Source organism: Phaeobacter sp. CC-HEC084, assembly GCF_059429255.1.
Genome location: NZ_JCAIJQ010000009.1, coordinates 1,151,664 through 1,174,699, shown reverse-complemented (window position 1 = coordinate 1,174,699; position 23,036 = coordinate 1,151,664). Strand labels below are relative to the sequence as shown.

Here is a 23,036-nt window from a genome sequence, read left to right as displayed (position 1 = left end):
TGCGCGCGCCTTCAAGGGTTTCTGAAATGTCTCAAACACTTCCGACGCTGCACATGCTGTGCGGCAAGATCGCCTCTGGCAAATCCACTCTCGCCGATCACCTGACGCGCGAAGACAAGGCCGTACGCATTGCCGAGGACCAATGGCTGAACACTCTCTTCCTCGGCGAGATAGAAACCGGGGCCGATTACCTGCGTTGTACCGGGCGGCTACGCGAGACCGTGGCGCCTCATGTCATCGACCTGCTCAACGCAGGGGTTTCCGTGGTGCTGGATTTCGCCGCAAATACGATCCAGCAACGCGCCTGGATGCGCGGCATTCTCGACAGGACTTGTGCAGACCATCAACTGCATGTGCTGGATGTCCCGGATGAAGTCTGCCTTGCCCGGCTGCGTGCGCGAAATGCCAGTGGCGATCATCCGTTCTCGGCAACCGAAGAACAGTTTCACCAGTTCTCGAAACACTTTGCCCTGCCCACGCCGCAGGAAGGGTTCAATATTGTGTTTCACACCACACCCGAAAAGGCACAGCCGACGAAATGACAAAGGGGCCAAACGGCCCCTTTGCTGAACTTCAAAATGGTCTTCCGACTTATTCCGGCGCTTTGGTCTTGCGCAGGTAGGGGAAGATGGTTTCGAACTCACCGAACTTGGCCTTGGCGTCTTCGTTCGACACGGTCGGCGGGATGATCACATCCTGACCCGGCACCCAGTCGGCAGGGGTGGCAACGCCGTGGCCGGTGGTCATCTGCAGACCGTCCAGCGCGCGCAGGATCTCGGCAAAGTTGCGGCCCACCGACATCGGGTAGGTCATCGACAGTTTCAGCTGCTTGTCCGGGCCGATGATGAAGACCGAGCGCACGGTGGCGCTGTCGGCCGGCGTGCGGCCATCGGGCAGGTAGGCTTCGGCGGGCAGCATGTCAAAGGCCTTGGACACGGCGAGCCCTTCGTCCGCGATGATCGGGAAGCCTGCCGGAGTTTTGGCATAGCTTTCAATGTCGCCCTTCCACTTCTTGTGGTCCTCGACACCGTCAACGGACACGCCGATCACCTTGGTGTTGCGCTTGGCCCATTCTTCGGACAGCTGCGCCACGGCACCAAATTCAGTGGTGCAGACCGGGGTGAAATCCTTGGGGTGGGAAAACAGGATCGCCCAGCTGTCCCCGATCCAGTCGTGGAAGGTGATGGTGCCCTGATCGGTCTCGGCGGTGAAATTCGGAACCACATCGTTGATGCGCAAACCCATGACGGTCTCCTCTCTGCGTTCACATTCAGTTTTCAATACGTATCTTGCTACGCAAGGTAATCAATCGCAGCGCAGGTTAAACCCCTGCGGCGTCAAGACCAGCACAAAAGTGCCAATCACCTGCGACAAAACGGAAAACCCTGGGTTTATCCGCGAAAATCCGCCTCACATAATTTGATCAAATTATGTGAATGTGGTCTTGCCCAAGGGTCAAGGCAGTGACACAGTGGCGCGCGAAAGCGCCGGTACAAACTGGCGAAACGTCTGACTTGGGAGATCTGGACATGATCGAGAAACGCGACTTTTACATCAATGGCCAATGGGTTGCTCCTGCGGCAGCCAAGGATCACAATGTCATCGATCCTTCCACCGAAGAACCCTGCGCAGTGATTTCCCTGGGATCCGAAGCCGATACCAATGCCGCCGTTGCCGCTGCCAAGGCCGCCCTGCCCGGCTGGATGGCGACCCCGGTAGAAGAGCGGATCGCGCTGGTGGAAAAGCTGATTGAGGTCTACCAGGCCCGCGGCGAAGATCTGGCGCAGGCGATGTCCACCGAGATGGGCGCCCCGATCGAGATGTCCCGCACCCAGCAGGTTGGCGCCGGCATCTTCCACCTGAAGAATTTTGTGCGCGCGGCCAAGGCGTTTGAATTTGAACGCCCCCTGAGCGACCGCTTCCAGAACGACCGCATCATCTACGAAGCCGTCGGTGTTGCCGCCCTGATCACGCCCTGGAACTGGCCGATGAACCAGATCACCCTCAAGGTGGGCGCCGCGGCCATCGCGGGCTGCACCATGGTTCTGAAGCCTTCCGAGGAAAGCCCGCTGGATGCGATGATCTTTGCCGAACTGATGGACGAGGCAGGTTTCCCCGCCGGTGTCTTCAACCTGGTGAACGGCGATGGCGTCGGCGTCGGCTCGCAGCTGTCGGCGCACCCGGATGTGGACATGGTCTCCTTCACCGGCTCGACCCGCGCAGGCACCGCGATCTCCAAGGCGGCCGCCGACACCCTGAAGAAGGTGCATCTGGAACTGGGCGGCAAAGGCGCCAACGTGATCTTTGACGATGCTGACGAAAAAGCGGTCAAGCGTGGCGTGCTGCACATGATGAACAACACCGGCCAAAGCTGCAACGCGCCTTCGCGGATGCTGGTTCAAAAAGGCATCTACGATCAGGCCGTGGCCACCGCTGCCGAAGTTGCCGCCAAGGTCACCGTCGGCCCGGCGTCCGAGGAAGGTCGCCACATCGGCCCCGTGGTCAATGAAACCCAGTGGAACAAGACTCAGGACCTGATCCAGAAGGGCATCGACGAAGGCGCGCGCCTTGTCGCCGGTGGCACCGGTCGCCCTGAAGGCTTCAACAAGGGCTTTTACGTCAAACCGACCGTCTTTGCCGATGTGAACAACCAGATGACCATCGCCCGTGAAGAGATCTTTGGCCCGGTCCTGTCGATCATCCCCTTCGAGACCGAGGAAGAAGCCGTCGAGATCGCCAACGACACTCCCTATGGTCTGACCAACTACGTGCAGACCCAGGACGGCGCCAAGGCCAACCGTATGGCCCGCGTGCTGCGGTCCGGCATGGTGGAAATGAACGGCCAGTCCCGCTCCCCCGGTGCGCCCTTCGGTGGCATGAAGCAGTCCGGCAACGGTCGTGAAGGCGGTATCTTCGGGATTGAGGATTTCCTGGAAATCAAGGCCGTCGGCGGCTGGTCCACCGACTGATTTTCAACCTCTATAAGACTAAAAAAAGCCGCTCCTATCCGGGGCGGCTTTTCTTTTGCCTGTGCGGTGCACAGGGTCTTGCAGCTCCCCGTTACGCCCAGACCTGATCGGGATCGGGCAGCGGGATAGCGGACAGCAGCTCTTGCGTGTAGGGCGCAGTCGGCGCAGCGAACAGGTCCGCCGTGGCGGCGTTTTCAACGATTTCGCCCTGATAGAGCACCAGAATGCGGCTGCACAGGCGGCGGATCACCGACAGATCGTGGCTGATGAAGGCCAGCGTCAGGCCCAGCTCGCGCACCAATTCTTCGAGCAGGTTCAGCACCTGCGCCTGGCTTGAGACATCCAGCCCCGAGACGATCTCATCCGCGAGGATGAAATCGGGGCGCAGGGCGATGGCTCGGGCGATACCGACGCGCTGACGCTGCCCACCGGACAATTCATGCGGGTAGCGGCTGGCAAAGCTGCGTGGCAGGCCCACCATATCCAGCGCCTCATTCACGCGGGCATCGATCCCCTCCAACCCATGCAGGCGCAAGGGACCGGCGATGATCCCCCCCACCCGGCGGCGCGGGTTGAGCGAGGACAGGGGATCCTGAAAGATCATCTGGAACCGCCGCCGCAGCGGGCGCAGGGCCTCCTCTGACATATGGGTGATGTCTGTCCCCTCAAACGAAATCTGCCCACTGTCCGGTTCAATCAACCGGATCAGCGCCCGCCCCAACGTGGATTTACCGGACCCAGAGCCGCCAACGATGCCCAAAACCTCACCCTTGGGGATCTGGAAGGTCAGCCCCTTGAGGATCTCGATCCGCGGCGCAGGACCCAGCAGTGGCTTGCGCGACATGTCCGGAAAGCTGAGCCGCAGATCCTTCACATCATAGATCACATCACTCATGCCGAGCCCTCCATCTGTCGGTCAAATGCCGCAACCTCTTCCTCCACCGCGCGGATCACCGCATCGGGGACCGGGGTCAGACTGCCGTCCGGATCGGTGTATTTCGGCGTCGCCGCCAATAAGGCCGCCGAATAGGGATGCCCCGGGTTGGCGAAGAAGTCGCGCACCTTGGTGTCCTCGACCACCTTGCCGGAGTAGAGTACGGTCATGGTCTGGCAGACCTTGGAGACCACGCCCAGATCATGGGTCACGAACAACAGCGCGGTACCATGGCGTTGCTGCATGTCCGAGATCAGCCGCAGGATCTGCTTCTGCACGGTGACATCCAGCGCGGTCGTCGGCTCATCCGCGATGATCAGCTTCGGCTCTGCCGCAAAGGCGGAGGCAATGAGGATCCGCTGGCGCATTCCCCCCGACAGCTCGTGCGGGTAGGCGCGCATGACGCGGGCGGGATCGGGTATATGGACCTCTTCCAGCAGCTCCAGCGCCCGGGCCTCGGCGGCCTTGCGCGACCAGCCAAGGATATCCACCAGCCGGTTGGTGATCTGCGGCCCCACCCGGCGCGAAGGGTTGAGCGCGGTCAGCGGATCCTGTGGGATCAGGGCGACCTTGGCGCCAATCCTCTGGCGGCGCGCGCGCGGTGACAGCTGGCCCAGATCCTCGCCTTCCAGGATGATCTGCCCGCCGGTGATTCCCAGCGCCTGCGGCAGGGTGCCCAGCACCGATTTGCCGATCATGGATTTGCCTGCGCCGCTTTCGCCGACAAGGGCGCGGGATTCACCCGCCGCCACATCGAGCGACACACGCCGCAAGATCGGCACATTGCCCCTGAGGCGCACGGTCAGGTCTTGAATGGACAGAAAGCTCATCGCAGCACCGGATCGAAATGGTCCTTCAGACCCTCGCCAAGCTGCGAGAAGCTGAGAACGGTGAAAAACAGGGCGACCAGCGGGAACACCAGCACCCACCAGGCCTGATGGACCGAGGTGCGCCCCTCGGCGATCATCCCGCCCCAGGTCGGCGCATCGGTGGAGATCGACAGGTTTACAAAGCTGAGGATCGCCTCGACGATGATTGCAATGCCCATCTCCAGCGTCAGCAGCGCCACGATGGTCGGCAGCACGTTGGGCAGGATTTCCGTCAGCGCAGTGCCGAACCGGGTGCGCCCCACAACCTGTGCCGAGGCGACGTAATCCATCTTGCCCTGGCTCATCGCTTCGGCCCGGATCACCCGGGCAAAACGGGTCCAGTCAATCACCACGATGGCGATGATAATCGAAGTCATGCCAGTGCCCAGAACCGCGATCAGCAAGATCGCGAACAGAACCGGCGGGAAGGCCATCCAGATGTCCACAAGGCGTGAGATCAACAGATCCGCCCAGCCGCCATAGTAGCCAGCGATCAGGCCCAGCGTGGCCCCAATCAGACAGGTCAGCACCCCGGCGATCAGCGCGACGCTCAGCGCCAGACGGGCGCCGTGCAGAATGCGGCTCAGGACATCGCGGCCCAGGGAATCGGTACCCAGCCAGTAATTTGGATCGGCGCCCGTCTCCCAGAAGGGCGGCATTCGGCCTGCGAACAGATCCTGCGCCAGTGGGTCGTGCGGGCTGATCCAGGGCGCCAGCAGGGCGGCTAGCACCAGGAGGCTGATCCAGCCCCCGGACAGCCACAGGCGCAGGCCCGGTTTGCGGGTATGTGCTCTTGTATCACGCATGGCGGAGCCTCGGGTTCAGGGCGGCATAGGTCATGTCGACGACCAGATTGACCACGGTGAAAATCAGGGCGAACAGGATCACGATCCCCTGGATCAGTGGCAGATCGCGGTTGATCACCGCATCAATGGCCATGTTGCCCAGCCCCTCGTAAGAAAACAGCCGCTCCACGATGACCGTGCCGCCAATCAGAAAGGTGAATTGCACGCCGACCAGGGTCAGCGTCGGCAGAATCGCATTGGGCAGCGCCTCGCGAGTGATGATGCTGGTCTCCGCGTAGCCCTTGGTGCGCGCCAGGGTCACGTAATCCAGATGCATGGTTTCCTTCAGCGACTGTTTCAGCAGCTGCGAGATGATCGCCGCCAGCGGGATCGCCAGCGCCAGCGCGGGCATGAACATATGGGCGACGATATCGGCCCAGACATCAAACCGCAGGCGGATGAAACTTTCCCAGAGATAGAAATTCGACTGGAACTCGAACCCCAGCGAGGGCGACACCCGGCCCGAGATATGAAACAGCGGCCAAAGCACGCCAAAGAGCAGGATCAGCACCAGCCCCCACAGGAAGTCGGGCACCGACAGGGCCATGCCCCCGGCCACATCGATCGCACCTTCGACGCGCGTGCCCCGGTAAAGCGTCGCGGTCAGCGCCATGGTACCGCCCAGGAATACCGCGATTACCAGCGCCATCACTGATAATTCCAACGTGGCGGGCAGACGGCCCAGCACCAGTTCGGACACCGGCTGGCGCAGGGAAATCGAGGTTCCGAAATCCCCCTGAAGCACGCCAGAGGCCCAGATCAGGAATTGTTCGGGGATCGATTTGTCGAACCCGTAAAGCGCCTGAAGCCGCTGGATATCCGCATCGGTGGCCCCCGGCGGCAGCATCATGGCAATCGGATTGCCCGGCACCACGCGGATAACCACAAAGACGATGATCGCCACCCCGACCAGCGTCACCATAGTGGCCGCCAGCCGCGCGATCATTCTGCGCAGGATCTGCATTGTCTACCTTCGTTCTGTGAGGTCGTGAAAAAGGGCTGCGGGGCACCGGCACAATCAGACCGATGCCCCGCAACCAAGGGAGAGAGGGATCAGGCCCGTGTCATCAGATGCGGCAACAGCGCGCCCGAGGCATGCGGCACCACCTTCACCTGATCGCTGTGCAGGATCGGCTGCACATATTGCAGCAGCGGGATCACCAGCGCGTTCTCGGCGATGAAACGGTCCACGTCCTTCCAGCCCGCAATCCGCTTGTCCTCGTCCGATTCACCCCAGAGCGGCAGGATCTTCTGCATAAGCTCCTCACCGTCCCAGACCGAATGCGGCGAGGGGCCGAACATGGCAAAGCCGGTCGAAGTGGTGGGATCACCAATCGAGTTGCCCCAGTTGTAGAAGGCCGCAGGCGCCAATGTATCCGCCGCGCGCAACTCGTAGTGTTTGGCAATCTCGTAGACTTCGATCTCGGCCTCGATACCGACCCGGCGCCACAGGCCAACGATGGCCTGGATGATCTCGTAATCCTTGGGTTTGAACCCGCGGGTGGTCTGGATAGTGAATTTCACCGGATTGTCGGGACCATAGCCAGAGGCCGCCAGCAGCTCCTTGGACTTCTCCGGATCATAGGCGACCTTGATCGTCTCGTCATAGCCCACGTAATCGGGCGTCTGCAGCGTGTCGATCGCCACGCCATAGCCGGACAGCAGCCGGTCGATGATCAGCTGTTTGTCGATGGCATGGGCCATGGCCATGCGCACGTTGGGATCGGTCATCACTTCGATATCGTTGATGAAGATCATGCCGATATCCGACACCGGTGCGGCAGTGCCCATGATGCCCGATTTTTCCTTCAGGCGGTCGAATTCCTCATAGGGCATTTCCAGCGTCACATGGGCGTTGCCCGATTCCACCTCGGCCACGCGGCTGGCGGCATCGGTCACGAACTTGATGGTGACGGATTTGAACTCGGGCGCGCCGCCCCAGTAATTCTCGTTCGCCTTCAGGCGCACGAATGCGTTCCGCTCGAACTTTTCGACCATATAGGGACCGGTGCCCACAGGCGCGGCTTCAAAGCCATCGGCGCCGACTTCCTCGTAGTATTTCTTGGGCAGGATATAGCCGGTGAGGAAGCTCATCCATTTGAAAATCGTCGGCTCATAGGCCAGCACGTCAGCGGTGACGCGGTTCCCCTCGATGGAGAAATTGCCGATCTTGCCCCAAATGAACTGGATCGGGTTGCCGGTCTCGGGGTTGCCCGCGCGTTCAAGCGACCAGACCACGTCTTCGGGGGTCAGGGGATCGCCATTGTGCCAGGTGACGCCTTCGCGCACATCCATCCAGACCTTGGTCTTGTCATCGTTCCAGCCATAATCGGTGATGATCCCCGAGCCGAAGGACAGATCCGGGTTCTGCGGGATGAACAGATCGAACACCGATTGGTAGATGCCCTGAATGGTGGGGTTCACCGCCGAGGGACCAACGGTCGGATCCCAGCTGGGCAGGTTCACGTTATAGGCAATCACCAGCTCTTCGATCCCGGCAGCAAAGCTGGGCAGGCTGGCTCCGGCAAGCGCCACGCTGGCGGCAGTGCTTTGAAGTAACGTTCGTCTTGTCAATTTCATTTTGCTTTTCCCTGTTGGTTGGAAGGCCGACATGTTGTTGTGATTAGGTGCCGGCCAGTTTTTGCCCGAGGAGGTATCCCGCCCCGGCTCCGGTTCCCGCTCCGGGCCAGACAGCCGCCCCGGTGTGATAAAGATCACCGATCGGGGTGGAGCCATCCGCAAACCCGCGCAGGGGCCGGAACATGAAATGCTGGTTGAGCTGGTGACTGCCACAGACCTGATCCCCGCCCACAAGGTTGGGGTTATCGGCCTCCAGCATGGTGGGCGTCACGATATGCTGGCCAAGGATCTTTGCCCTTGTACCGGGCGCATAGGTTTCAAGGATATCGAGCGCGCGCTCTGCCATGGGCTGCGCTGCCTCTGTCCAGTCGGTGGCGGTGATCTGTCCGGCGGCATCGCCCTTGATCTGACCGGGCACCATGCGCACCTGCAACCACAGAACATGTTTGCCCTCGGGCGCGCGACTGGGGTCGATGACGGTGGGCTGACCGCAGACGATCACCGGCTCATCCGGCAACAGCCCCGCCTTGGCCTGCGCATAGGTGCGCGCCATCTGGTCAAGCTCGGGCGCCATATGCACATAGGCAAAGCGTTTCAGACCATCCCCCGCCGCCCAGTCCGGCAGATCCTCCATCGCCAGATGGATCATCATGGTCCCCGGCGCATGGGCGAATTTCTCCATCCCGCGATCATACCGTTTGTCGGCTGTGCCCCCGGTCAGCCGCAGCATCGCGGCAGGGGCGACATTGGCGATCACTGCCCGTTTTGCCTGCACCTGTGTCCCGTCCGACAGCTCGATTCCCGTGGCCCGTCCGCCCGCGTGCAGAATCCGCGACACTTCGGCGCCGCAGGTTACCGATCCGCCGCGCGCCTCGATCATGGCGATCATGGCCTTGATGATGCCATCGGCGCCGCCCTGCCCCAGTACCATGCCAAAGGCCTGATTCACCTGCCCTTCGAGGTAGGGAAACAGCGCACCGCCCGCGATGTCCGGGGCAAAATCCAGATGCATCCCCCAGGCCGCCAGAAGGGCACGCACCTTTGACGATTCGAATGTCTCTTCCAGCCAGCTGCGCGGCGAAGAGGCCAGAAACTGCCCCAGGTCCATTAGCCCGGCAGCGCCCATCTTGCGCCAGGATTTCCAGCCTAAAGATGCAAATGCACGTTTATTGATCGGACTGCCCAGCAAAGCGAACAAAGTTTCAGCACGCTCAGGAAACGCGGCGCTCAACGCCTCCCAGGCTTTTGCATCAGCCGCATTCTCGGCTGCGATTCGCGCCACATTGGCCGCCGCATCATTGCCGATCCCCAACCAGGTCTGATCCGGAAAAACCGAGGCAAAACAATCCGCCGCGGGGGCGAATCCAAGTCCGTGCCCGGCCAATTCCCCGGCATATTTCTGATGAAAGGCGGACCCTGCAAAGAGCGACAGATTCATCGCGGCCCAGTCATGGCGAAAGCCCGGAAGCGTATATTCCCCGGTTTTTACTGCCCCGCCGGGCGTTTCGGCGCGCTCGTATACGGCCACGCTCCAGCCCTTTGCCGCCAGATGCGCAGCACAGGCCAAAGAGTTGTGACCGCTTCCGATTATGACTGCGTCCGGCGCCGCTGACATGGGCAGATTCCTTTATCCTTTACATATTGATATTTGCAAATGCATGTAATTATGTCTAGCATGGATTTGTCATCGCAAAAAGCGGCACCTTCAGACCGCGCACAACACGGGAGGCGATAATGACCGCAACAACCGCATTGGACGGGCTTGGCGCCAAGCTTTTGACCGGGGAAATCGAAGTGGTGGACTGCACCGGGGTTCTGGGGCCGAACACTCCGATCCTGCAGCTGCCGGAAGATTTCGCGAAAAACACACCCAAGGTCGAAATCCACAAGATCAGCGAATACGACGAAGACGGCCCCTTCTTTGCCTGGAACTGGATGAAGCTGGGCGAACACACCGGCACCCACTTTGATGCGCCGCATCACTGGATTACCGGCAAGGATTTCGAAGAAGGCTACACCGACACGCTGGACGTGCAGCGCCTGATCGCGCCGGTGAACGTGCTCGACTTCTCCAAGGAGTGCGGCGAAGATTCCGACTTCCTGCTGACCATCGACCACGTGAAGGCCTGGGAGGCCGAGCACGGCGAGATCAAGGCCGGTGAATGGGTCGTCCTGCGCAGCGACTGGGATCAATACGCCGACGATGAGGCCAAGTTCCTCAACGCTGACGAAACCGGTCCGCACACCCCCGGACCGACCGCCGAGGTGATCCAGTATCTGGTCGACAAGGGCATCGTTGGCTGGGGCAGCCAGTGCATCGGCACCGACGCAGGCATGGCCGGCGGCATGACCCCGCCGTTCCCGGCGCATAACCTGCTGCACGCCAACAACCGCTTTGGTCTGGCCTCGCTGGCCAATCTGGACAAGCTGCCCGCAAAGGGCGCCATCCTGATTGCCGCACCGCTGAAGATCCAGCGCGGCACCGGCAGCCCGATCCGCGCGCTGGCGCTGGTCCCCAAAGGATAAGAGCAGATGGCCGCCGCCCCTCACATCATCATCGGCACCGGGATCAATTCACTGGTCGCCGCAGCGCTGTTGTCCCGCAAGGGCAAACCGGTTCTGATGCTCGAACGCTCGGACCGCATCGGAGGCTGCCTGCGCACCGATGAGATCACGCTGCCCGGGTATTCCCATGATGTAATGGCGGCGACCTTCGTCCTGTTCCTCACCTCGCCCGCCTATGCAGAACTGGCGGGCGATCTGGCGGAACATGGGCTTGAATTCTGTCACACGGACCGTCCCACGGCGGTCCTGCGCCCCAATGGCCGCGCCACCGTGCTGACCATGGACCGCGCGGCCAATATCGCCGCCTTTGACGGGCTCAGCCCCGGCGACGGCGCGCAACATGGCCGCGACGTGGGCGGCATCGAAGCCGACGCCGACTTCCTTTTTGCCTTGCTGGGCGGGCCACTCTGGTCTGCTGGCACCGCGAAACTGCTGGCAAAACAGGCCTGGAAACGCGGCCTTAACGGGCTCAAATCCTGGGTCGGCGCAGCGCTGCAACCGGCGCGCGGCTGGCTGGAAAGCTCTTATGGCTCCGAAGACCTTCAGGCGCTTTGGGCACCCTGGGTCCTGCATTGCGGCCTCACCCCCGAAAGCACTTATTCCGGCCAGATGGGCCGCGTCATCGCCTTTGCGCTAGAGGCCGCCGGGGCGCCGGTGGTCAAAGGTGGCGCCGGGGCTGCCGCCGAAGCCTTTGAACGGCTGATCACCGCCAATGGCGGCGAGATCCGTACCGGCACCGATGTGACGCGTATCCTTACCGAAAACGGCCGCGCCACCGGTGTCGAAACCGCCGACGGAGAGGTCATCCGCGGCGCCTCGGTCATCGCTTCGGTCACGCCGTCGCAACTCTATGGCCGCCTGATGCCGCAGGAAACGGCGCCGGAGGCCGCGAAGAACTACCGCCACGGGCGTGGCAATTTCCAGCTGCACTATGCGCTGGATGCCGTCCCTGAATGGCTCAGCGAGGGGCTGGAAGACGTCGCCCTGATCCATCTTTCGGACGGGGTCGACAGCGTTTCGAAATCTGCCAACGAGGCCGAACGCGGCATGCTGCCGGAAACGCCCACGATCTGCGTGGGCCAGCCCCACCGCATGGATCCAAGCCGATGCCCCGATGGTAAGGCAATCCTGTGGCTGCAGATCCCCGACGCCCCCCGCGTGATCAAAGGCGACGCCGCAAAAGAGATCGACAGTGGACCCGAGTGGGATGAACCCACCCGCGAAGCCTTTGCCGACCGGATCGAGGCGATCCTGTCCCGCCACATCAAGGATTTCGACAAGATCAAACTGGCCCGCCGCGCTTATTCCCCTGCCGATCTTCAGGATCTGAACATGAACCTGGTGGGCGGCGATCCCTATGGCGGATCCTGCACGCTGGACCAGTTCTTTGTCTGGCGCCCCTTCCCGCAATCGGTCAATAACGCCACCGCAGTGAAGGACCTGCATCTGATTGGGGCCGCGACCCACCCCGGACCCGGTCTGGGCGGAGGGTCCGGCTACAACCTTGCAAAAAGGATGGGCGCATGAGCACGGACGACACCACCACGGCCACGGCAGACCAACCGGAGGCGGACACACCGCTGCCCCGTCTGGGCGAAATCGGGCTGGAAAACTTCCCCCCTTACCTGATGAACCGCATCATGGGCCGCTACAACGCATCACTGCGCGAAGAGATGGCGGCACTCGGCCTCAACACGGCCAAGATGCGCGCCCTCGCCGTACTGTCGGTGCTCGATGGGCTGCTGATCCGTGAACTCGCCGTTTATGCGGTGGTCGAACAATCCACGCTGAGCCGGTCGCTGGACAAGCTGGAACAGGACGAGCTGATCATCCGCCGTCCCGACCCCGACGACAGCCGCGCCACCCGGATCTTCATGGCCCCCAAGGGCCGAGAGACGCAGGAAAAGCTCTGGCCGCATATCGCCGAGGCCTATGCCCAAATGTTCACCGGCATCAGTGCCGAAGAGCAGCGTCAGTTCGTGACCACCCTGCAAACCATCCTGCGCAACGTGCGCGTACACCAGATTTAACCTGACCGTCTTCCACGACGGTCCCCCAGAACGATATCCAAGGAGGCGCCAATGGCCGAAAGGTCGTTCAAGGCAGAAGTAGAGCACCTGCGCAAAGGTGCCGGGACCAGCTTTACCGGCGAAGGCATTCTGGCCATCACCAAGGCCCTGCTGGAAAACGGAGTCGGCTATGTCGGCGGTTATCAGGGCGCGCCGATCTCGCACCTGATGGACGTGCTGGCCGATGCCGAGGACCTGCTCGGCGAACTTGGCGTGCGCTACGAGGCAAACGCGTCCGAAGCGGCAGCGGCGGCGATGCTGGCAGCCTCGGTCCATTATCCCATCCGCGGCGCGGTTACCTTCAAGGGATCGGTCGGGGTCAACGTGGCCTCGGATGCGCTGGCCAACCTCGCCTCCTCGGGCGTCACCGGCGGCGCTCTTGTGGTGGTGGGCGAAGACTACGGCGAAGGCTCCTCGATCATGCAGGAGCGGTCCTATGCCTTTGCGATGAAATCGCAGTTCTGGCTCTTGGACCCGCGCCCGAACCTGCCGTCGATCGTGAAATCCGTGGGCGATGGCTTTGGCCTGTCGGAGGCGTCGAACACGCCGGTGATGCTGATGGTGCGGATCCGGTCCTGCCACGTGACCGGCACCTTTGAATGCCGCGACAACCAGCGCCCCGATCTGACCGTGCGCGATGCGTTGGCCAACCCGCAGCGGGATTTCTCCCGCGTTGTGCTGCCGCCGATGTCTTATCAGCATGAACACGACAAGATCGACAACCGCTGGCCCGCCGCCGAGAAATACATTCTCGACAATGGCCTCAACGAACGCTTTGGCCCGAAAGAGGGCAAGGTTGGTCTGATTTGTCTGGGCGGCATGTACAACAGCGTCATCCGCGCCCTGCAACGCCTTGGCCTTGCGGACCTGTCGGGCAACACCGACGTGCCGCTTTACGTGATGAACGTGACCTACCCGCTGGTGCAAAGCGACCTTCTCGATTTCTGCGAGGACAAGGACGCCGTCCTGATGATCGAGGAAGGCCAGCCCGAGTTCATCGAACAGCAGCTTGGCGCCATGCTTTACAAGGCAGGCAGCAGCACCAAGCTTGAAGGCAAGGGCACCTTCCCCAAGGCGGGCGAATATACCGGCCAGGTGATGAAGGACGGCATCGACGATTTCCTGCGCACCTATGCCGCGCACCTGCTGCCCGGACAGGTTCTGGCCCCGAACGAACCGGCGCCCGAAATTCCCGACCTCAGCCAGACCGTGCCGATCCGCCCGCCGGGGTTCTGCACCGGCTGCCCCGAGCGCCCCATCTTTGCCTCGATGAAACTGGTAGAGCAGGAGCTGGGCAAGCATCAGATCTCGGCCGATATCGGCTGCCACCTGTTTGCCGCCCTGCCGCCTTTCGAAATCGGTGGGCAGACCATGGGCTATGGCCTTGGTCCGGCCTCCAACGCGGCCTTTGACGGCGGCGGCGAGAAACGCGCGATCTCGATCCTTGGCGACGGGGGCTTCTGGCACAACGGCCTCAGCTCTTCGATCGGCAACATGGTGTTCAATAAATCGGACAGCGTCGCGATCATCGTCGACAACTACTATTCCGCAGCGACCGGTGGGCAGGACATCCCATCCAGCCGCGCCAAGAACCCCAGCAAGGCGACCAACAACCCGATCACCAAGGCGCTGGAGGGTGCTGGCGTCAAATGGATCCGGCAGATCGACCGCACCTATGATGTCACCCAGATGCGCGCCACCATCCGCGAGGCGCTGACCACCGATTACGATGGGCCAAAGGTGATCGTGGCCTCCTCGGAATGCATGCTGAACCGGCAGCGGCGGGAGAAACCCCAGCGCAATGCCGCGATCAAGGACGGTACCCGCGTCGAGGTGCCCCGCTTTGGCGTGGATGAGGATATCTGCACCGGCGATCACGCCTGTATCCGCCTGTCGGGCTGCCCCTCACTGTCGCTGAAGAAACTGGACGACCCGCTGCGCGACGATCCCGTCGCCCATATCGACCAGACCTGCGTCGGCTGCGGCAACTGCGGCGAGGTCGCTGATGCTGCGATCCTCTGCCCGTCCTTCTACGAGGCCCGCGTGGTGCATAACCCGACCGGCTTTGAACGCTGGACCGCAGGGTTGCGCAACCGGATGATTTCCTGGCTGCAGAACCGCCGCGCAGCGCGACGCCTGACCTTTTCCACCGACCTGAGCGAAGGAGCCGCGTGATGTCCATCGAACTGCCAATCGCATCTGGCGGAGACGCCACCCATCTGGACGGCGTCATCAAGGTCGCGATCCTTGCCGTGGGCGGACAGGGCGGCGGCGTCCTGACCAACTGGATCGAATCCCTGGCCCGCGCCGAAGGCTATTCCGCGCAGGCGACCAGCGTCGCGGGCGTGGCGCAGCGAACCGGCGCCACCATCTATTACATCGAAATGGCGCCTGCATCGGTCGCAACGCCTGTCTTCTCCCTCGCACCGGCGCAGGGCGACATCGACGTGATGATTGCCGCCGAAATGATGGAAGCCGGGCGCGCCATCATGCGCGGCTTTGTCACCCCGGATCGTACCACTCTGATCGCATCGACCCACCGGGCGCTGGCAGTCTCTGAGAAAATGGTGCCGGGTGACGGCATGGCCGATGCCGCCGAAGTGCGCGCCGCCGCCGAAACCGCCGCGCGGCAGCTGGTCATGGCCGATATGGAGCAGGCCGCTGTCGGTGTCGGCTCAGTGATCTCCGCGTCGCTGTTCGGTGCACTGGCCGGATCCGGCGCCCTGCCGTTCAAACGTGCTGCCTTTGAAGAGGCGATCCGCGCGGGAGGTAAGGGCGTCGAGGCCAGCCTGCGTGCCTTTGCCGCCGGATATGATCTGGCCCAGGGCGGGAAAGAGGCCCCGGCTGCAGCCGCCTCCACCCCCGCCGAAGCGCCGAAACCGGCGGGATCCGCCGGAAAGCTACGGGCCTATGGCGCGCTGCTGGACCGGATCAATGCCCTGCCGACTACGGTGCAGGAACTGGCGCTGCCGGGCCTGCGCAAGGTGGTGGATTTTCAGGACATCGCCTATGGCGCCGAATATCTGGACCGGCTCGAAGGCATCCTAGGCCGCGACAGCGCGGACCGGGGCCATGTCCTGTCGCGAGAGGCGGCGAAATACATTGCCAATGCCATGGCCTATGACGATGTGATCCGGGTGGCGGATCTGAAAACCCGCGCCAGCCGGTTCCACCGGATCGAGGATCAGGTTGGTAGCGCTGACAAGCTGATGACCCTGACCGACTACCTGCATCCGCGTGCCGAAGAAATCGCCGGGCTGCTGCCTGCGGGCCTTGGCGCCCGGATCGAGGCCAGCCCGGTCTGGATGAAACGTCTCGACCGGCTGTTCAACAAGGGCCGCCGCATCCGCACCGACCGCTTCCGTGGCTTTGCCCTGCTTTATGTGATGGGCGGCATGCGCGGCTGGCGCCGCAAGAGCCGCCGCCACGCGCTGGAACAGGCGCATCTGGACGACTGGTTGAACCGCGCGATCGGCTATCTGCCCAGCAGCTATGACATGGCGGTGGAAGTGCTGCGCTGTCGGCGCCTGATCAAGGGCTATTCCGACACCCACACACGGGGCCTGTCGAAATTCGACCGGGTTCTGGACGGCGCGCGTCTGGTCGAAACCCGCGACGACGGTCCCGAATGGGTCGCCCGCCTTCGCGAAGCGGCGCTGCAGGACGAAAAAGGTGAAGCCTTGGACGGCGCGCTAAAGACCATCCGCAGCTTTATCTGACCCCTTAAAGACAGAACCTCCCGCGCCCAAAGGCTGCCGTGGCCGTGCCACGACAGCCTTTGCGGCCTTGGGCCCGGCGCCGGACCCAGATCGGATCATCCTATCCCTATCGACCTTCCAATGTGGCTGCGGCACCGATATGCAGGGGTATCGGATCCTCCCCTTTGCAAGGACAGACAGCCGCGATGATCACCGCCCGCCTGCACGGCCGCCTTGGCAATCAGATGTTTCAATACGCCGCCGCCCGCGCGCTGGCCGAGCGCCTTGGCGTGGCTGTCGCTCTCGATAGCCGCGAAGCGGTGCGGCGCGGCGAAGGCGTGTTGACCCGGGTCTTTGATCTCGATCTGACCGACCCCGCACCACTGCCGCCGCTGAAAAAGGAAGCACCGCTGCGCTATGCGCTGTGGCGCGCCTTTGGCTCCGCTCCAACTTTCCGACGCGAACGCGGCCTTGGCTACAACGCCGATTTCGCGACCTGGGGCGATGGCAGCTACCTGCATGGCTACTGGCAAAGCGAGAAATACTTTGCCGCGATCGCCGACCGCATCCGGGCCGATTTCAGCTTCCCGAAGTTCACCAACACGCAGAACGCCGACATGGCCGCCCGCATCCAAGGCAGCAATGCCATCTCACTGCACGTGCGGCGCGGCGATTACGTGGCGCTTGCCGCCCATGTGCTTTGCGATCAGGCCTATTACGAGGCCGCCCTCGCCCGCGTTCTGGAGGGGCTGGAGGGTACGCCAACCGTCTTTGTCTTCTCCGACGATCCGGACTGGGCCAAGGAAAACCTGCCCCTGCCCTGCGAAAAGGTGGTAGTGGATTTCAACGGCCCGGACACCGATTTCGAGGACATGCGGCTGATGACCCTGTGCCAGCACAATATCATCGCCAACAGTTCATTTTCCTGGTGGGCGGCCTGGCTGAACCAGAACCCGGAGAAACGCGTCACCGGTCCGGCGCAGTGGTTCGGAGATCCGAAACTCCACAACCCAGATATCCTGCCGGATAGCTGGCACCGGATCGACGCCTGATCAGAAGGGCGCCTTGGCCCGGAACTTCATCGACTGTTCGCTATCGGGGTGTTTGATCCGCAGCTCTTCGGAATGCAGCATCATGCGGGGGAAATCCCGCGCCGCGCCTTCGGCATACAGCGGATCGCCCAGAATGGCGTGCCCCAGCGACAGCATATGCACCCGCAGCTGGTGCGACCGGCCCGTCTTGGGCGTCAGCCGCACGCGGGTCTCCCCTTCGCCGTATTTCATCACCCGCCAGTCGGTCACCGCAGGTTTACCCGTCTCATGGCAGACCATCTGGCGCGGACGGTTCGGCCAGTCGACGATCAACGGCAGATCCACCGTGCCCGCCTTCGGCTCCAGCCGCCCGGTGACGCGGGCCACATAGACCTTGCGCGTGCTGCGTTTCTCGAACTGCATCGACAGGTGCCGCTGCGCATGGGGCGTCAGCGCAAAGACCATCACCCCCGAGGTATCGCGGTCCAGCCGATGCACAAGCAGCGCCTCGGGAAAGGCAAGCTGCACCCGCGACAACAGGCAATCGGCGAGATGTTCACCCCGGCCCGGCACGCTCAGCAATCCCGCAGGTTTGTTCACCGCAAGGATCTGCGCATCATGATGCAGGATCTCCAGCGGGTCCTGCGGCGGGGTGTAATCGCTCGATACCGTCATGGCCGCCTGCCTACTGCCTTGCTGCCGCCGGAGCAAGTTCCCGCCACGTCCGTCTTGCCCGGCCCGCCGCCGCAAGGGCAGGATCGCATCAACAAAGGGAGAGAGACCATGCATCCAACCATCACCCGCATGCAGGAGGTCGTCGCCAAGGGCGATGAGGCGCTGATCGCAGAGCTGCTGTCCGAGGACGTGAAATTCCTGCCCCCCACCTATTGGAAAACCTGGACCGGCCGCGCGCCGGTGGCGGCGGTGCTGGGCCATGTGGGGCAAGTGTTCTCGGACTTCCGCTATCGCAGGATCATGGGAGAGGGCAACGACTGGGCGCTGGAGTTCCAGTGCAAGATCGGCGAATTCGACGCCGTGGGCGTAGATCTGATAACCTTGGGTGATGACGGGCTGATCGAGACCTTCGAGGTGGTCATGCGCCCGTATAAATCCGTCGGCGCCCTGCGCGATGCGATGAATGCACGGGTGCAGACCGATGCCCGCTTCCTGAAATTCCGTGAGGCACTCAGCTGAAATCCCCCATCTTAGAGCCACATATTGGCAGATAACCCATGATCGCAGCCGACCAGATCCTGCGCCTGCCGCTGCTCCCGCTGTTGATTGCGCAGGGGCTGCACCTCCGGCGCCGGGCCTTGCGGCTGCCTGAGCCGGAGGGAGCGCGACAGGGAACTGCGGGTTCCGGTGCGCCGCTACGGCTGCTGATTGCCGGGGACAGTTCCGCCGCCGGTGTGGGCGCCGCGCATCAGGATCAGGCGCTTGCCGGGCAACTGGTACAGCGGCTGGCACCCCGTTGGCAGGTTAACTGGCGTCTTGAAGCCACCACCGGGCATCGTACGGCAGATACGTTGCAGCGGCTGATGGCCCTGCCCGCGCAGCCCTTTGACGTAGCCGTATTGGCGCTGGGGGTGAACGATGTGACCGGAGCCGTCCCACAAGGGCGGTTTGAACGGCAGCAACGCGATCTGGCACGGCTTCTAACGGATCGCTTTGGTGTGCAAAGAACCCTTGTCTGCGGGGTGCCACAGATGGAGTATTTCCCCGCCCTGCCGCAGCCGCTTGCCTGGGCGCTGGGGTGTCAGGCACGGCGGTTGGATTGCAGGCTTGCAGACCTCTCCGGGCAGATCGACGGGTTTCACCATCTGCCGTTTGAATTGCCCAGTGACCCGGCGCTGGCCGCCGAGGATGGCTATCACCCGAACCCGCACGCCTATGCGCTTTGGGCGGACCGGCTGGCGAAAGAGATAGGAAACCCCTTGATCAGAACCTGATTCAGGTGACCTTCTGCACCTTCGGCTTGCGCCGCATCTGACGGATCAGGGGAATAGAATAGATCACCAGCGCCGCCCAGATCATCGGGAAGGCGATCATGCGGGCGTGGCCGAACTCCTCACCAAAGACAAAGACGGCGACCAGAAAGATCAGCGTCGGCGCGATATATTGCAGGATACCGATGGTCGATAGCCGCAGCAGCTTGGCACCATTGGCGTAGATGATCAGCGGCACCGCCGTCACCACGCCGCACCCCATCAGCAGCAGGCTTTGCCCCCAGCTGATGCCAAAGCTGCCCGTGCCCGTCGCGGTCAGATAGGACAGATAGGCCAGCGCGGGTACCGACAGGATCAGCACCTCCAGAAGGAACCCCTGATTGGGGCCGACCGGCAGCCATTTCTTGAAGAAGGCATAAAACCCCCAGCTGAGCGTCAGGCCGACAGCGGCCCAGGGCAGGCTGCCGGTTTCCACCGTCAGAACCACAACCGCAGCGGCCGCCAAGATAATCGCCAGAAGCTGCGTCCGGCTGGGCCGCTCGCCCAGCAGCAAGGCGCCCAATGCGACACTAAACAAGGGGTTTATGTAATATCCAAGTGCCGCATCCAGCGCGTGATCGGTGGCGATGGACCAGACATAGATGCCCCAGTTCACCGAAATCAACACCGCCGTGATACAGGCCATCAGCAGGGTGCGCGGGCTGCGCAGGGCCGCGCGCAGATCGCCGGTGCGGCGCAGAACGATCAGCAGCGCTCCCGCCAAAGGCACCGACCAGATCACCCGATGGGCCACCACCTCGGCCGCGGGGATGTGCGACACCGCCTTCATGTAGAGCGGCAGGAACCCCCACAGTAGATAGGCCGTAATGGCAAAGGCCAGCCCCTGAGGGGTGTCGACGTTCTCGCGCGTATGGGTGGTCATGGCAGCTCTCCTACGCGGCCTTTATGGCAGCTTTGCAGGCGGAGGGAATGCCCAAAACGCACAGGAATTGATCACGAAACAGATCACGCCGCACTATGGCCTGCATCGTCCCCCAGACGGAAATGTGGCAAATATCCCTGTATCAGAGCCTGTTTCAGACCTTCACCCGCTCCGATTTCGGGTCATACATCGGCTTTAACGAAGCCTCTGCCTGCACCCGTGTCCCCATCACGTCGATCTGGTAAGAAGAGGCCAGAACCTCGGCAGCGCTTTCCCCTTCACACGGCACATAGCCCATGCCGATGGCAGCACCCAACGTATGACCATAGGCACCCGAAGAGAGATAACCGACGATCTCTCCATCGCGCAGCAGGGGTTCGTTGTGATAAAGCAGCGGTTCAGGGTCAGTCAGGCGGAATTGCAGCATCCGGGCCTTTGGGCCGCTCTCCTTGCGCGCGGCAACGGCCGCCTTGCCGATGAAATCTGACTTGTTCAGGTCCACTGCGAATCCCAGCCCCGCGTCGATCACGTGATCCTCACAGGTGATGTCATGGCCGAAGTGGCGAAAGCCCTTCTCGATCCGGCAGCTGTCCATCATATGCATGCCGCAGAGCTTCAGATCCATGTCCCGCCCGGCATCCTGCAGCACCTCGAAAACGTGCCCTGCCATATCGGACGAAACATAGATCTCCCAACCGAGCTCACCGACATAGGACACCCGATGCGCGCGGGCCAGCCCCATGCCGATCTCGATCTCCTGCGCGGTGCCAAAAGGGTTCACCGCGTTGCTGAAATCATTGGGAGAGACCCTCTGCAGCAACTCGCGCGAGCGTGGCCCCATGACCGCCAGGACGCCCTCCCCCGCGGTCACATCGGTAATGGTCACGCGGTAATCCCCGACCAGCCGCCGCATGCGGGTCTCATCCGCCAGCCGGGTCAGGGCAGGCGTCACAACCAAGTATACAGTCTCTGACAGGCGTGTGACTGTCACATCCGCCTCGATTCCGCCGCGCGCGTTCAGGAACTGGGTGTAGACAATCTTGCCCACCGGAACGGACATATTCGCGCCGCAGATTTGGTTCAGGAAACTTTCGGCATCCGGTCCTTCCACACGGATTTTCCCGAAGGAGGACATATCATACGTACCAATGTTTTCGCGCACCGCACGGTGTTCGGCGGCGGAGTTCTGGAACCAGTTCTGCCGCTTCCAGCTATAGCGGTATTCCCGTTCCTGCCCCGCCTCGGCAAACCAGTTGGCGCGCTCCCAGCCCGCCAGTTCGCCAAAGACCGCTCCCGCCTCAGTCAGTTGGTGATGGAAAGGAGAGCGCCGCACCCCGCGCGCGGTTGCCTTTTGCCGGTAGGGGAAGTGGTCGGCATAAAGCAGGCCCAGCGTTTCCTTGGAGCGTTCGAACAGGTAGTGTTTGTTGCCCTGAAAGGGATGCATGCGGGTGATATCCACATCGCCCAGGTCAAAGGGCTTCTCTCCATCCTGCATCCATTGCGCCAGCGCCATGCCCGCGCCACCCGCCGACTGGATCCCGATCGAATTGAATCCCGCAGCGACCCAGACGTTGTCCATCTCGGGCGCCAGTCCCAGGTGATAGGCATCGTCGGGGGTGAAGCTTTCGGGGCCGTTAAAGAAGGTATGAATCCCGGCATCGGCCAGCATCGGCATCCGGTTGCAGGCGGCCTCCAGGATGGGCTCGAAGTGGTCGAAATCCTCGGGCAGCTGGTCGAATTCGAAACTGTCGGGAATGCCCTTCATCCCCCAGGGTTTCGCCTTGGGTTCAAAGGCGCCCAGCATGATCTTGCCCGCGTCTTCCTTGTAATAGGCGCATTCATCCGGCACCCGCAGCACCGGCATCTGGCTGAGCCCCTGGATCGGTTCCGAGACGATGTAGAAATGCTCGCAGGCATGCAGCGGCACGTTGACGCCCGCCATGCGCCCCACCTCATGTCCCCACATGCCAGCGCAGTTCACCACCATGTCACAAGCGATATGCCCTATATCAGAGCCTGAATCGGACACCCAGTCCACTCCCGTCACCCGGCGTCCTTCGCGGGCAATGCCGGTGACCTTGATCCTCTCCTTGACCAGTGCACCGCGCTGGCGGGCACCCTTGGCCAGGGCGAGCGCGATATTCCCCGGATCCGCCTGACCGTCGGTCGGCAGCCAGACACCACCGGTGACGCCATCGAGGTTGATATGGTCGTAGCGCGCTTTCACTTCTGCCGGGGAGAGCTCCTCGACCGGCACGCCAAAGGCACGCGCCATGGCGGCATTTCGGTACAGCTCCTCCAGCCGTTCATCGGTCAGCGCGACCGAGACAGACCCCACCTGCCGCATACCGGTGGCAACGCCGGTTTCTTCCTCCAGCCCAAGGTACAGATCGGCGGAATAGCGCGCCAGCTTCGTCATGTTGGAGGATGCCCGCAATTGCCCGATCAGCCCGGCCGCATGCCATGTGGTGCCAGAGGTCAGCTGTTTGCGCTCCAGCAGGACCACATCCTGCCAGCCGAGTTTCGTCAGGTGATAGGCCACCGAACAGCCCACCACGCCGCCGCCGATGATGACCACGCGGGCCGACTTTGGAAGATCGCTCATCTC

Annotated in this window: 20 protein-coding genes; 10 read left to right on the top strand and 10 right to left on the bottom strand. The window is 62.5% G+C overall.

Annotated features, from left to right (window positions below):
• Window positions 1-26: 26 nt before the first annotated feature.
• The gene (locus AC5SSZ_RS22755) at window positions 27-542 is read left to right on the top strand and encodes a P-loop nucleotide/nucleoside kinase family protein (RefSeq protein WP_495440250.1); all 516 of its coding nucleotides are present in this window, start codon (window positions 27-29) and stop codon (window positions 540-542) included.
• 49 nt (window positions 543-591) lie between these two features.
• Here the strand turns inward: AC5SSZ_RS22755 and AC5SSZ_RS22750 are convergent, their stop codons facing one another.
• Window positions 592-1,245, bottom strand: a complete 654-nt coding sequence (locus AC5SSZ_RS22750; RefSeq protein WP_065271823.1) for a peroxiredoxin — start codon at window positions 1,243-1,245, stop codon at window positions 592-594.
• A gap of 284 nt (window positions 1,246-1,529) precedes the next feature.
• On the opposite strand from AC5SSZ_RS22750, the gene AC5SSZ_RS22745 reads away from it, so the two are divergent.
• Window positions 1,530-2,969, top strand: coding sequence for an aldehyde dehydrogenase family protein (locus tag AC5SSZ_RS22745; RefSeq protein ID WP_495440247.1), 1,440 nt, complete (start codon window positions 1,530-1,532; stop codon window positions 2,967-2,969).
• Between the two features lie 91 nt (window positions 2,970-3,060).
• On the opposite strand, the gene AC5SSZ_RS22740 is transcribed toward AC5SSZ_RS22745, so the two are convergent.
• From AC5SSZ_RS22740 to AC5SSZ_RS22715, 6 genes are all read right to left on the bottom strand, one after another.
• The gene (locus tag AC5SSZ_RS22740) at window positions 3,061-3,864 is read right to left on the bottom strand and encodes an ATP-binding cassette domain-containing protein (protein ID WP_274833060.1); all 804 of its coding nucleotides are present in this window, start codon (window positions 3,862-3,864) and stop codon (window positions 3,061-3,063) included.
• Window positions 3,861-4,733 (bottom strand): ABC transporter ATP-binding protein, encoded by an 873-nt coding sequence (locus tag AC5SSZ_RS22735; RefSeq protein ID WP_274835273.1) that lies wholly within the window; start codon window positions 4,731-4,733, stop codon window positions 3,861-3,863. Before AC5SSZ_RS22735 ends, AC5SSZ_RS22740 begins: the two co-directional genes overlap by 4 nt.
• A complete protein-coding gene (locus tag AC5SSZ_RS22730; RefSeq protein WP_368947585.1) occupies window positions 4,730-5,578 on the bottom strand; it encodes an ABC transporter permease in 849 nt (282 codons plus the stop codon). Before AC5SSZ_RS22730 ends, AC5SSZ_RS22735 begins: the two co-directional genes overlap by 4 nt.
• Window positions 5,571-6,581 carry an ABC transporter permease gene (locus AC5SSZ_RS22725; protein WP_495440244.1) on the bottom strand — a complete coding sequence of 337 codons (1,011 nt, stop codon included), beginning with the start codon at window positions 6,579-6,581 and terminating at the stop codon, window positions 5,571-5,573. The genes AC5SSZ_RS22730 and AC5SSZ_RS22725 overlap by 8 nt, the downstream gene beginning before the upstream one ends.
• Window positions 6,582-6,670: 89 nt before the next feature.
• The gene (locus tag AC5SSZ_RS22720) at window positions 6,671-8,197 is read right to left on the bottom strand and encodes an ABC transporter substrate-binding protein (RefSeq protein WP_274829860.1); all 1,527 of its coding nucleotides are present in this window, start codon (window positions 8,195-8,197) and stop codon (window positions 6,671-6,673) included.
• 43 nt (window positions 8,198-8,240) lie between these two features.
• On the bottom strand, window positions 8,241-9,812 hold the full coding sequence (locus tag AC5SSZ_RS22715) for a phytoene desaturase family protein (protein WP_495440242.1): 1,572 nt from the start codon (window positions 9,810-9,812) through the stop codon (window positions 8,241-8,243).
• Window positions 9,813-9,931: 119 nt separating this feature from the next.
• Here AC5SSZ_RS22715 and AC5SSZ_RS22710 point away from each other — a divergent pair, with 119 nt between their 5' ends.
• The 6 genes from AC5SSZ_RS22710 to AC5SSZ_RS22685 all read left to right on the top strand — a co-directional run bounded on the left by AC5SSZ_RS22710 (window position 9,932) and on the right by AC5SSZ_RS22685 (window position 17,581).
• Window positions 9,932-10,723: a cyclase family protein gene (locus AC5SSZ_RS22710; protein ID WP_065271831.1), complete on the top strand. Its 792-nt coding sequence runs from the start codon at window positions 9,932-9,934 to the stop codon at window positions 10,721-10,723.
• Between the two features lie 6 nt (window positions 10,724-10,729).
• A complete protein-coding gene (locus tag AC5SSZ_RS22705) occupies window positions 10,730-12,289 on the top strand; it encodes a phytoene desaturase family protein (protein WP_495440239.1) in 1,560 nt (519 codons plus the stop codon).
• Window positions 12,286-12,792: a MarR family winged helix-turn-helix transcriptional regulator gene (locus AC5SSZ_RS22700; protein ID WP_065271833.1), complete on the top strand. Its 507-nt coding sequence runs from the start codon at window positions 12,286-12,288 to the stop codon at window positions 12,790-12,792. Before AC5SSZ_RS22705 ends, AC5SSZ_RS22700 begins: the two co-directional genes overlap by 4 nt.
• Before the next feature lie 51 nt (window positions 12,793-12,843).
• Window positions 12,844-15,006 carry a thiamine pyrophosphate-dependent enzyme gene (locus tag AC5SSZ_RS22695; protein ID WP_495440237.1) on the top strand — a complete coding sequence of 721 codons (2,163 nt, stop codon included), beginning with the start codon at window positions 12,844-12,846 and terminating at the stop codon, window positions 15,004-15,006.
• Window positions 15,006-16,550, top strand: a complete 1,545-nt coding sequence (locus tag AC5SSZ_RS22690) for an indolepyruvate oxidoreductase subunit beta family protein (protein ID WP_495440235.1) — start codon at window positions 15,006-15,008, stop codon at window positions 16,548-16,550. The genes AC5SSZ_RS22695 and AC5SSZ_RS22690 overlap by 1 nt, the downstream gene beginning before the upstream one ends.
• Before the next feature lie 185 nt (window positions 16,551-16,735).
• On the top strand, window positions 16,736-17,581 hold the full coding sequence (locus tag AC5SSZ_RS22685) for an alpha-1,2-fucosyltransferase (protein ID WP_495440233.1): 846 nt from the start codon (window positions 16,736-16,738) through the stop codon (window positions 17,579-17,581).
• Here the strand turns inward: AC5SSZ_RS22685 and AC5SSZ_RS22680 are convergent, their stop codons facing one another.
• Entirely contained in the window at window positions 17,582-18,235 is a 654-nt protein-coding gene (locus AC5SSZ_RS22680) for an RluA family pseudouridine synthase (protein ID WP_065271837.1), read from the bottom strand.
• A 108-nt stretch (window positions 18,236-18,343) separates the two neighbouring features.
• Between AC5SSZ_RS22680 and AC5SSZ_RS22675 the strand changes: the two genes are divergently transcribed.
• Entirely contained in the window at window positions 18,344-18,754 is a 411-nt protein-coding gene (locus AC5SSZ_RS22675) for a nuclear transport factor 2 family protein (protein WP_495440229.1), read from the top strand.
• Between the two features lie 38 nt (window positions 18,755-18,792).
• Window positions 18,793-19,509, top strand: coding sequence for an SGNH/GDSL hydrolase family protein (locus AC5SSZ_RS22670; RefSeq protein WP_495440227.1), 717 nt, complete (start codon window positions 18,793-18,795; stop codon window positions 19,507-19,509).
• Window position 19,510: 1 nt separating this feature from the next.
• On the opposite strand, the gene rarD is transcribed toward AC5SSZ_RS22670, so the two are convergent.
• Both rarD and AC5SSZ_RS22660 read right to left on the bottom strand, forming a co-directional pair.
• On the bottom strand, window positions 19,511-20,428 hold the full coding sequence (gene rarD / locus AC5SSZ_RS22665; protein WP_495440225.1) for an EamA family transporter RarD: 918 nt from the start codon (window positions 20,426-20,428) through the stop codon (window positions 19,511-19,513).
• 154 nt (window positions 20,429-20,582) lie between these two features.
• Window positions 20,583-23,033, bottom strand: a complete 2,451-nt coding sequence (locus AC5SSZ_RS22660; RefSeq protein ID WP_495440223.1) for a GcvT family protein — start codon at window positions 23,031-23,033, stop codon at window positions 20,583-20,585.
• Between the last annotated feature and the right edge of the window lie 3 nt (window positions 23,034-23,036).

Excerpts from the sequence above, each read along its gene's own strand:
- AC5SSZ_RS22680 (WP_065271837.1), bottom strand. The coding sequence starts at position 18,235 with ATGACGGTATCGAGCGATTACACCCCGCCGCAGGACCCGCTGGAGATC.
- AC5SSZ_RS22745 (WP_495440247.1), top strand. The coding sequence starts at position 1,530 with ATGATCGAGAAACGCGACTTTTACATCAATGGCCAATGGGTTGCTCCT.
- AC5SSZ_RS22740 (WP_274833060.1), bottom strand. The coding sequence starts at position 3,864 with ATGAGTGATGTGATCTATGATGTGAAGGATCTGCGGCTCAGCTTTCCG.
- AC5SSZ_RS22660 (WP_495440223.1), bottom strand. The coding sequence starts at position 23,033 with ATGAGCGATCTTCCAAAGTCGGCCCGCGTGGTCATCATCGGCGGCGGC.
- AC5SSZ_RS22730 (WP_368947585.1), bottom strand. The coding sequence starts at position 5,578 with ATGCGTGATACAAGAGCACATACCCGCAAACCGGGCCTGCGCCTGTGG.
- AC5SSZ_RS22735 (WP_274835273.1), bottom strand. The coding sequence starts at position 4,733 with ATGAGCTTTCTGTCCATTCAAGACCTGACCGTGCGCCTCAGGGGCAAT.
- AC5SSZ_RS22750 (WP_065271823.1), bottom strand. The coding sequence starts at position 1,245 with ATGGGTTTGCGCATCAACGATGTGGTTCCGAATTTCACCGCCGAGACC.
- AC5SSZ_RS22705 (WP_495440239.1), top strand. The coding sequence starts at position 10,730 with ATGGCCGCCGCCCCTCACATCATCATCGGCACCGGGATCAATTCACTG.
- AC5SSZ_RS22700 (WP_065271833.1), top strand. The coding sequence starts at position 12,286 with ATGAGCACGGACGACACCACCACGGCCACGGCAGACCAACCGGAGGCG.
- AC5SSZ_RS22685 (WP_495440233.1), top strand. The coding sequence starts at position 16,736 with ATGATCACCGCCCGCCTGCACGGCCGCCTTGGCAATCAGATGTTTCAA.
- AC5SSZ_RS22675 (WP_495440229.1), top strand. The coding sequence starts at position 18,344 with ATGCATCCAACCATCACCCGCATGCAGGAGGTCGTCGCCAAGGGCGAT.
- AC5SSZ_RS22725 (WP_495440244.1), bottom strand. The coding sequence starts at position 6,581 with ATGCAGATCCTGCGCAGAATGATCGCGCGGCTGGCGGCCACTATGGTG.
- AC5SSZ_RS22720 (WP_274829860.1), bottom strand. The coding sequence starts at position 8,197 with ATGAAATTGACAAGACGAACGTTACTTCAAAGCACTGCCGCCAGCGTG.
- rarD (WP_495440225.1), bottom strand. The coding sequence starts at position 20,428 with ATGACCACCCATACGCGCGAGAACGTCGACACCCCTCAGGGGCTGGCC.
- AC5SSZ_RS22670 (WP_495440227.1), top strand. The coding sequence starts at position 18,793 with ATGATCGCAGCCGACCAGATCCTGCGCCTGCCGCTGCTCCCGCTGTTG.
- AC5SSZ_RS22755 (WP_495440250.1), top strand. The coding sequence starts at position 27 with ATGTCTCAAACACTTCCGACGCTGCACATGCTGTGCGGCAAGATCGCC.
- AC5SSZ_RS22715 (WP_495440242.1), bottom strand. The coding sequence starts at position 9,812 with ATGTCAGCGGCGCCGGACGCAGTCATAATCGGAAGCGGTCACAACTCT.
- AC5SSZ_RS22690 (WP_495440235.1), top strand. The coding sequence starts at position 15,006 with ATGTCCATCGAACTGCCAATCGCATCTGGCGGAGACGCCACCCATCTG.
- AC5SSZ_RS22710 (WP_065271831.1), top strand. The coding sequence starts at position 9,932 with ATGACCGCAACAACCGCATTGGACGGGCTTGGCGCCAAGCTTTTGACC.
- AC5SSZ_RS22695 (WP_495440237.1), top strand. The coding sequence starts at position 12,844 with ATGGCCGAAAGGTCGTTCAAGGCAGAAGTAGAGCACCTGCGCAAAGGT.